The following is an 8,168-nucleotide window of genomic DNA, read 5'->3' on the forward strand; positions in this document are numbered from 1 at the left end:
GTTCCTTGAACCCCGGGGCGCGCTGCTGTGTGCGGGGGCGGGGGCGGGGGGTCAGGTGGGGAAGGGGGTGTGGTGGGTGGGCCAGAGGAGGCGGAGGTGGAGGGGTGGGGGGTCGAGGGGGAGGCGGGTGAGGGTGCCGGCGGTGAGGTGGTCGTGGATGGCGTGGGTGGGGAGGAGGGCGATGCCGAGGCCCTGTTCGGCGCAGGCGCGGGTGGTGGGGACGGTGCCGGTGTGGAGGCGTCGGACGTGGTGGCCGAGGAGCCGTTCGCCGGCGAGGTGGTAGGAGCAGGCGGGGGTGTCGACGAGGAGGTGGTGGCCGCGGAGGTTTTCGGGGGTGAGGGCGGTGGCGCGGGCGAGCGGGTGGGTGGGGGCGGCGACCAGGGCGAGGGGGACGGCCTGGAGGTCGAGGTGGTCGAGCGGGGCGGGCGGCAGGGGGAAGCCGAGGGCGCCGAGCGGGCCGGGGGTGTCGAGGAGGAGGGCCGCGTCCAGGGCTCCGGCGGCGACGCCGTCGAGCAGGACGTCCCGGGTGGCGTCGGTGTGGAGGGATATGTCCAGGTTGGGCCGGTGGTCGGTGAGGCGGGCCAGGGCGGCCGGGAGGTGGGTGGCGGCGACGGCGGCCAGGACGCCGAGGCGCAGGCGGGTCCGGGTGACGACGACTTCGCGGCGGGCCTGGTCGGCCTGGTCGAGGAGCCGGCGGGACCAGGGTAGGAGGCGTTCCCCGGCGGAGGTGAGGGTCAGCTCATGCCTGGCCCGGTCGAACAGGTCGGTGCCGAGGCTGTGTTCGAGGGTGCGGACCTGTTCGGAGACGGAGGCCGGGGCGAGTCCGAGTGCCACGGCCGCGCCGGTGACGGTGCGGTGGGCGACGACGGCCTCGAAGACGCGCAACTGACGTAGTTCCACTGGTTTCCCCGGTTCCCCCGAAGGTCCGTACCGTGCCTGTGCGAGTGCTGCGGGACAGGGTACGGGGGTGGACGGGGTGGATGGGGCACCGGAGGTCAGCGACTGCCCGGGGCCTCCGCCCGTACGGCGAGGGCGTGCGCCTCGTGCAGGGTGCCGGTCGCCTCGGCGTGGTCGCCGTGGACGAGTTGGGCCATGGCGAGGTCGGTGAGCGCCCCTACCCGGCGAGCGCGCCGTCCAGGTACTCCCGCACCGGCGGGAACAGCGGGAACGGCACGTACTCGGCCAGCTCGGCGCGGGACGCCCACACCACCCGGTCCAGCTCGTCGGAGTCCACCACGGTGGCGGTGCCGCCGAGCACCTCGCAGGCCGTGTACGCCATCCGCCGCCCGTTCTGCGGATGTTCCCGCTCGCCGAGCAGCCGGACGGCGGCGACGCGCAGGCCGGTCTCCTCGGCGGTCTCGCGCACGGCCGCCGCCCCGGCCGACTCGCCCGGCTCGACCTCCCCGGCCGGGAACTGCCAGGACAGCTCGCCCTCGGCGACCCGCCGCCGCACCATCAGCACCCGGCCGTCCTCGACGACGATCGCGACGGCGACGGCGGGGAGTCGCTGCTCGGGGTTCTGCTCGGTCATCGCTCTGCTCCTCGGGCCGGGACGGTGTCGGTGTCGACGCCATCCTGGCCCGGGCCCCCGGGCCGGGACGGCAACGAGCGGCCGGCCGCGTGTCGTACCGGCTACCGGTGCGCCGGCCCGTAGAGCGCGGTCGGCGCTCCGGTGGCCAGGGCCCAGTAGCGGTCCCCGTACGACCAGTGCCACCACTCGGTGGGGTAGTTGACGAGTCCGGCGCCGGTCAGGACGTCGCAGAGCAGTCGCCGGTTGGCGCGGGCCTGAGCACCGATGGTGTCGGCGTGGGTGTAGCAGGCCCCGGCGCTCTCCTCCGGGCTGGCGTTGACCCGGGTGCCGAGGTCGAGCTCACGGCCGTCGCCGTCGACCAGGGTGAGGTCGACGGCGGCTCCGGCACTGTGCGGCGCGATCTCCGGCGGGGAGACGTAGCGGCTGGCCGACGACCTGACCCGGTCGTCCGGCCAGTCGGGGTTCGCGGCCCGCAACTCGGCGGCGTACTCGTCGAAGTAGCGGCTCTGGAGGGCCGGCGGCCGGTAGCCCTCGACGAACAGCAGCCGCAGACCGTCCGGCAGGGCCGCCTGCGCGTCCAGCAGCCGGTCGAGCACGCCCGCCCGCAGCTGCGCGAAGGCCCCGGCGCCGTCCTGCTTGCGCCCGTCGACCGGCAGCCCGCCGCCGCTCCGTACGTCCGACAGCCGCTCGCCGCAGTCCTGGACGGGGATCGCGGCGACCTTCGGGTCGGACATGAGGATGATCTCGCTCAACACGCCTCCTGGGTGTCGGGTCCGGGGTCAGCTCTTCTCGTCGTCGGCCCAGGTGATGTCCATCTCGTCGATGAAGTAGCGGCCGTCGAAGCAGAGGAAGACCTTGGACGAGGTGTCCCGGTCCGCGATCCAGGTCTTGTTCCACTGCACGACGGTGCCGGCGCCGTCGCGCTTGGGGAAGTAGAGGCCCTCGCGGCGTTCGGGCTGGTTGTAGAAGCCGTGCCCGTTGGGCAGCCGGTACGGCGTCCGGAAGATGGCGTCGTGGCCGACGATGCGGTCGAAGAGCGCGGCGGGGAAGTTGGTGCGGGCGACGAGCTTCGGCGGGACGTAGTGGACGTCGACCTCCGTGGAGTCCACGTAGCGGGCGGGTTCCCCCTTCAGCCGGTGGAAGGCCCTGCGCGCGGCGCCCGCCGTGTCGTAGCTGTCGATGAAGGTCACGAGATTTCCCTCCCGCTCCTCCTTGTACCAGTCGCCCTGGGAGTACTGGTCGAAGTCGAAGGTCTCGATGCGGGTGCCCGGGGTGAGGAGCTCGCCGGGGACCTCCCGGAAGCTGGTCTCGTCGAAGATCTGCTCGATGGTCCGCACGTGCTTCTCGAAGCGGCGGGCCGGCACCCGGACCCGTCCCGTTCCCACCGGCAGGTCGGTGGCCTTCGGCGCCGGGGCGGGGGCGGGTTCCGGCGCCGGGAGGGGCGCGGGCGCCCAGGCGGTGCAGGCCAGGTCCTGGGCCCCGGCGCCCTTCTCCAGGATCAGCGGCCCGCCCGGCCGCTCGGCCGCCGGGTCGGCCAGGCCGAGGAGGCAGTTGGAGGAGTCGTGGAGGGCCATCAGCCGGCCGGTGTCGCGCTGGACGAAGGCACGCCACGCCTGCCGCCAGTACGAGGAATCGCTGCCGGTGTCGGGGAACTTGGGCCGCAGGGTGACCGCGGCGCCCCGGCTCGATTCCTCGGCGGTCAGGTAGAGGCCGGTGGCCACGTGGCGGATCCGGTGGTTGATCACCCGGAACCGCTCGGCCACCCACTGCTCGCCGTCGCCACCGGTCTCGGGCCCGAGCACCACCGGGGTGCCCTCCGGGCTGCCCGGCGCGGCTCCGGCGACCAGGCCGGGGATGCGGTGCAGGCGTAGCGCGAACGTCTCGGTGGGCCAGTCGACCAGCATCTTGGACACCCTCTCGGCATGGGAATATGACTGAACGTCAAGACCATGATCGCTTGATCGGGCGGGTCGGCGCCAGGGCGCACGGGGCGTACGGGCGTGCCGGTCGGGGACGAAGGAACGGGTCGGTGGTCAGCCGGCCCGCAGGCGCTCCAGGAACTCCGGCACGCCGTCGACCCGGCGGTACGGCGCGAAGGCCGGTGCGAGCTCGCGGACCAGGGTGACGCAGCGGGGTGCGCCGATGCGGGTGGCCAGGTCGAGCGACTCGCCGGTGACGGACACGGCCTGCTCGACGTCCCCGGCCTTCAGGTGGCCCCGGGCCTGGTACGTCAGGAAGACGCCGCGCGTCTTGTCCCTGGCGCGGGGCAGCAGCGTCAGCCCCTCCGCGATCCGGGCCTGTGCCTCGTCCGTGCGGCCGAGATCCAGGAGGCACTGGCCGGAGTCCACGGCCAGGTCGGCGGGGCTCATCCACGCGCACCACCCGGGTGCGGGGTCGGCGGCGTCGACGGCGAGGGCGGATTTGGCGTCGGACAGGTCCCGGTAGCAGGCGGCGCGGTCGCCGAGCGCCGCGTGGGCCCTGGCGCGGCGGAGGAGGAGCAGGGAGCGCGCGGTGGGGTGCGAGACGCCGGACAGGGCGTGTCCGAGCTGGTCGACGGAGGTCCCCGCCTCGCCGAGCCAGGTGGCCTGGTAGGCGAAGTCGGACAGCACTCCGGCGCCGTGGTCGCGGTCGCCCGCGGCGTTCGCGGACTGCAGGGCGGCCTCCCAGAGCTTTCCGGCCGCCCAGTGTCGGCCCTGGTCGAAGCGGTGCCAGCCACAGGTGGTGGCGAGCGAGGCGGCCAGCCGGTGGAGGCGTCGGCCGGTCGTCCCGCTGTAGCGGCCCTCCTCGATCAGCTCCGTGACGGTGGCCAGGTGGGCGTCCATCAGACGGACGGTGTGCTGGCGCTGCTCGGTGGGCAGGGCCGTCAGCCTCCTGCTGGTGTCCTCCAGCCAGTCCACGAGTTCACCGTCCACGTGCTTGCCGTCCAGGGCCGAGGCGAGGCGCCCGGGCTCGGCCGTGGCCCACTGGGCGGCCAGGCCGCCGAGCGAGATCGCGCTGAAGGTCATGAAGCTGCGGCGGTCCATGGCGGCTCTCTGGGCGTCGTGGAGTGCTCGGACGGTGTGGGCGGTGCCCAGGGGCAGCGGCTCGTCGCGCCCGGGCAGCCAGTACGGCCAGCCGTACGCCTCCAGCTCCGACAGCGGGACGCCGAAGGCTTCGGCGATGAGGAGCTGGGAGTCGGTGTTCGGCGTCTTGCGCCAGTGCTCCCACCGGCTGACGGCCGTCTTGTCGGCGCCGGACCGGAGTCCGTGACGGCGGGCGGCCTTGTTCAGCTCCGCGACGAGGTCACCCTGCGACCAGTGGCGGAGTTCGCGCGCGTAGGCGAGGGGATGCCGGATCGGGTCGTCCACGGGGTCAATCCCATCATCGACAGTGCCCGCGAGCCTACCGCCGGTGCGGGCGGGACAACCCCGGGACTACCGGCAATGGCTGTCCGGCGAGGGCGAGTTGGGCTGTACTCGACTCGCACCGACCGATTTCCTCCACGAAGGGGATGACCGCGTGAAGTGGAACGCGCTCACCGACACGCTCCGGGAGTCCGGGGCGCTGTCGGCCGACTGGGAGCCGGCGTTCCGGGCCGTGCCCCGCTGCCTGTTCGTTCCGGACCGGGTCCACCACGGGGGCGAGTGGCTCGACCGGACGGAACGGCCGGTCGAGTGGGGCGAGTTGGTCGCCTCGGACATCCCGCTCGTGACCCGGCTGGACGAGGACGGTCGCACGCCGTCCTCGTCCAGCTCGATGCCCACCGTCGTGGCCCGGATGCTCTGGCACCTCCGGGTCGCCGACGGCATGCGGGTGCTGGACATCGGGACCGGTGCGGGCTGGACGGCGGCGTTGCTGGCCCGCCGACTCGGGGCGGAGAACGTCACCACCGTGGAGCTGGACCCCGAACTGTCCGGTGCCGCGCGGTGCCGCCTGGCGGCGAACGGCCTGCCGGTCAGGGCCGTTGTCGGCGACGGCATGCTCGGGCATCCGGCGGGCGCGCCGTACGACCGGGTCCATGTCACGGCGGCCGTGCAGCGCGTCCCCGGGGCGCTGATCGAGCAGACGGTGCCCGGGGGCGTGATCGTCGTTCCGTACGGCACGGCGTTCTGCAACGGGGGGTTGCTGAAGCTCACCGTCGCCGACGACGGCCGGTCCGCGAGCGGGCCGTTCGTCGAGGACGTCGCCTTCATGTGGGTGCGGGACCAGCGGCCCGGGAGCGGCGAGTTCGAGATCGAGGACGTCCGGCACGGTCCGTCCGCCCTCGACCCCGCCGCCGTGGCCGAGTGCACCGACGCCGCCTTCGCGATCGGGCTGCGGCTGCCGGGCCTGTTCCGGCGGGAGGTGTGGGCGGGCTACGACCGCTTCGGTACCGGGCGGTTCGAGGTGTGGGACGGCGTTTCGTACGCCCACTGCCGCCTCGCCGACCGGGACGGCGAGCACGCCGTCTCGCAGTCCGGCCCCCGGAACCTGTGGGACGAGGTGACGGCCGCCCACGCGTGGTGGCGGCGCCAGGGCGAGCCGGGCCTCGACCGGTTCGGCCTGACCGTCACCGTCGCGGGCGAGCACCGGGTGTGGCTGGACGAGCCGGATCGTGTGGTCGGGTGAGGGGCGACGTGAAAGTGACTCCCAGGCTTGCGAGTTCCGGTTTTCTCCAGCTGTCGGAGGCAGCCACTGGGCCGTAGGCTGTCGGCATGGCCTTGGATCCCGCACTGCCCGTTGGCCGGCGCATCCAGTACTACCGGGAGCGTGCCGGGAAGTCCCGTCCGGTGTTGGCCGCCCTGTTGGGGCGGTCGCCGAGTTGGCTGAAGCAGGTGGAGAGCGGGGCGTTGCTGCCACCGCGCCTGCCGATGCTCGTGCGTATCGCTCAGCACTTGGGGATTGACGACCTCTCCTTGCTGACGGGTGAGGCGAGTATGCCGACGGCGCTGTACTCCGGTGTGGAACATGCGGCCCTGGACTCCGTCCGACGGGCGGTTGACGGTGCGCCACTGGGGCTGGTCGATGGGCCGCTGCCGAACCTGGGCCACCTCGCGTTGCAGCTGGCGAACGCGTGGCGGACCAGGATGACCCGTGGCGATCACCGGACCGCTCTGGCCGAGCTGTTGCCGTCGCTTGTGTCGGCCGCGTCTTCAGCGGTTTCGCATCCGGGCTGCGCTGACCGGCGACGGGCGGAGGTGATGTACGCCAGTGCGCTGAATCTGACGCAGATGTACGCCGCGTTCCAAGGGGACGGCAACCTGGTCTGGCGGGTGGCCGAGCGGGCTTTGGCGACCGCGCGGGCATCGGGAGATCCGCAGGCGATCGGGCAGGCGTGCTGGTTCCTGGTGGAGGCGTTCCGGAAGTCCGGTCAGTGGGACAGTGCTCAGTCGCTCACTGAGGACGCTCTTCGGCTGCTCGCACCGATTCGCTCGAACTCGCCGGAACTGGCATCTGCCTGGGCGGACATGGCATTCCATGCTGCCATCACGCATGCCGTGGCCGGGGAAGCCGGTGAGGCGTGGGGCTGGATCGACCGCGCGGCGGCCGTCGCGGAGCGCCTGCCGGAGGACTTCTGGAGCGCTCCCACGTCCGGGTCTCGCCAGGCTGTCGCGCTGCACTCGGTGACTGTGGCGGTCGAGCTTCGTCAGGCCGGCACGGCGCTGCGCTGGTCTCAGCGGCTTCCGGTGGCCGATGTCACGGCGGTCCCCCGCCGTGGTCGCCACTTGATCGAGGTCGCGCGGGCGCACGCACTCCGTGGTGAAGCGGAGTCCGTCGCCGGGCTGTTGACGGATGCCGTCGGTGTCGCACCCGAGACGGTGCGATGGAACGACGAGGCCCGGGCCATGGTTCGAGGGCTGGTCGACGGCCGGCCCTCGACCCGGGAGGCCGGGCGGCGCTTGGCTGACTCCATCGGAATGGCGGCGTAGCGACCGCCGGAACTGGAGGCAGAAACTCTGCCCCCTCGCATCACACCAGGCCCGTAGCGTCGAGTGACGCTACGGGCTCGGTGCGTGAGGGAGTATGCGAATGGTGCGGGACGCGGCTGCCACGGCGAAGACGGTCAGGCTGTCCGATGCGTCGGTGACGGAACTCGCCCCGGCGTCGACACACGGCTACGGCTTTCGCCGGGACCCGATGGCGGACGTCCACCGAGTGCGCGACCGTCAACGTGCGGAGCCGGGGGGCCATGAGGCGGATCCAGCAGTCCGGATCGGCTGCTCCGGCGCCGCCCCTCAGATGGCCGTCGGGCCGGCGACTGTCTGCCTGCCGTACCAGGCCGAGTCCGTGGGTGCCGCACGTCGCCTGGTTGGCGCGAAGCTGCGGGAATGGGAGCTGGACGAGTTGATGGAAGACGCTTTGTTGATCGTCAGTGAGTTGGCCACCAACGCCGTCGAGACCGGCTGCCAGACGCGCATGGTCGTCGCCGTGCGCCGTCCCAGTGACCGGGTCGTCCGCATCCTCGTCGGTGACGGCTCCCGCGCGATGCCCGTGATGATCCAGGCCGGGCCATACGCGACGTCGGGTCGCGGTCTTGCGCTGGTCCACCGGCTCACTCAAGGTCGCTGGGGTGCCAGCCCCCGTCCGTTCGGGAAGGTGGTGCATGCCGACCTCTCGACGCCCGGCCCGACCATCCGGTGAGCCGGCAGGTGGCGCTCCCGCCGACCTCCTGGCCGCT

Annotated in this window: 8 protein-coding genes; 3 read left to right on the forward strand and 5 right to left on the reverse strand. The window is 72.9% G+C overall.

Annotation, left to right across the window (positions count from 1 at the left end; translation table 11 throughout):
• Positions 1–51 precede the first annotated feature (51 nt).
• From ACFU6K_RS22755 to ACFU6K_RS22775, 5 genes are all read right to left on the reverse strand, one after another.
• Positions 52–885, reverse strand: a complete 834-nt coding sequence (locus ACFU6K_RS22755) for a LysR family transcriptional regulator (protein ID WP_380665766.1) — start codon at positions 883–885, stop codon at positions 52–54.
• 229 nt (positions 886–1,114) lie between these two features.
• A complete protein-coding gene (locus ACFU6K_RS22760; protein WP_380665768.1) occupies positions 1,115–1,531 on the reverse strand; it encodes an NUDIX hydrolase in 417 nt (138 codons plus the stop codon).
• 101 nt (positions 1,532–1,632) lie between these two features.
• Entirely contained in the window at positions 1,633–2,283 is a 651-nt protein-coding gene (locus ACFU6K_RS22765; protein ID WP_380665770.1) for a M15 family metallopeptidase, read from the reverse strand.
• Between the two features lie 27 nt (positions 2,284–2,310).
• Positions 2,311–3,444, reverse strand: coding sequence for an RICIN domain-containing protein (locus ACFU6K_RS22770; protein ID WP_380665772.1), 1,134 nt, complete (start codon positions 3,442–3,444; stop codon positions 2,311–2,313).
• A 120-nt stretch (positions 3,445–3,564) separates the two neighbouring features.
• Positions 3,565–4,878, reverse strand: a complete 1,314-nt coding sequence (locus tag ACFU6K_RS22775; protein WP_380665774.1) for an XRE family transcriptional regulator — start codon at positions 4,876–4,878, stop codon at positions 3,565–3,567.
• A gap of 151 nt (positions 4,879–5,029) precedes the next feature.
• On the opposite strand from ACFU6K_RS22775, the gene ACFU6K_RS22780 reads away from it, so the two are divergent.
• The 3 genes from ACFU6K_RS22780 (at position 5,030) to ACFU6K_RS22790 (ending at position 8,131) form a co-directional block, all read left to right on the forward strand.
• Positions 5,030–6,118, forward strand: coding sequence for a methyltransferase domain-containing protein (locus tag ACFU6K_RS22780; RefSeq protein ID WP_380665775.1), 1,089 nt, complete (start codon positions 5,030–5,032; stop codon positions 6,116–6,118).
• 86 nt (positions 6,119–6,204) lie between these two features.
• Complete coding sequence (locus ACFU6K_RS22785) at positions 6,205–7,419, forward strand: helix-turn-helix domain-containing protein (RefSeq protein ID WP_380665777.1); 1,215 nt, start codon at positions 6,205–6,207, stop codon at positions 7,417–7,419.
• A gap of 100 nt (positions 7,420–7,519) precedes the next feature.
• Positions 7,520–8,131, forward strand: a complete 612-nt coding sequence (locus ACFU6K_RS22790) for an ATP-binding protein (protein ID WP_380665779.1) — start codon at positions 7,520–7,522, stop codon at positions 8,129–8,131.
• Positions 8,132–8,168 lie beyond the last annotated feature (37 nt).

This window comes from Kitasatospora sp. NPDC057512 (genome assembly GCF_042802135.1).
Classification (GTDB): Bacteria; Actinomycetota; Actinomycetes; order Streptomycetales; family Streptomycetaceae; genus Kitasatospora.

What these genes read in the sequence shown, in the direction of transcription:
- ACFU6K_RS22785 (WP_380665777.1), top strand. Translation starts at nt 6,205, where the DNA reads ATGGCCTTGGATCCCGCACTGCCCGTTGGCCGGCGCATCCAGTACTAC.
- ACFU6K_RS22790 (WP_380665779.1), top strand. Translation starts at nt 7,520, where the DNA reads ATGGTGCGGGACGCGGCTGCCACGGCGAAGACGGTCAGGCTGTCCGAT.
- ACFU6K_RS22760 (WP_380665768.1), bottom strand. Translation starts at nt 1,531, where the DNA reads ATGACCGAGCAGAACCCCGAGCAGCGACTCCCCGCCGTCGCCGTCGCG.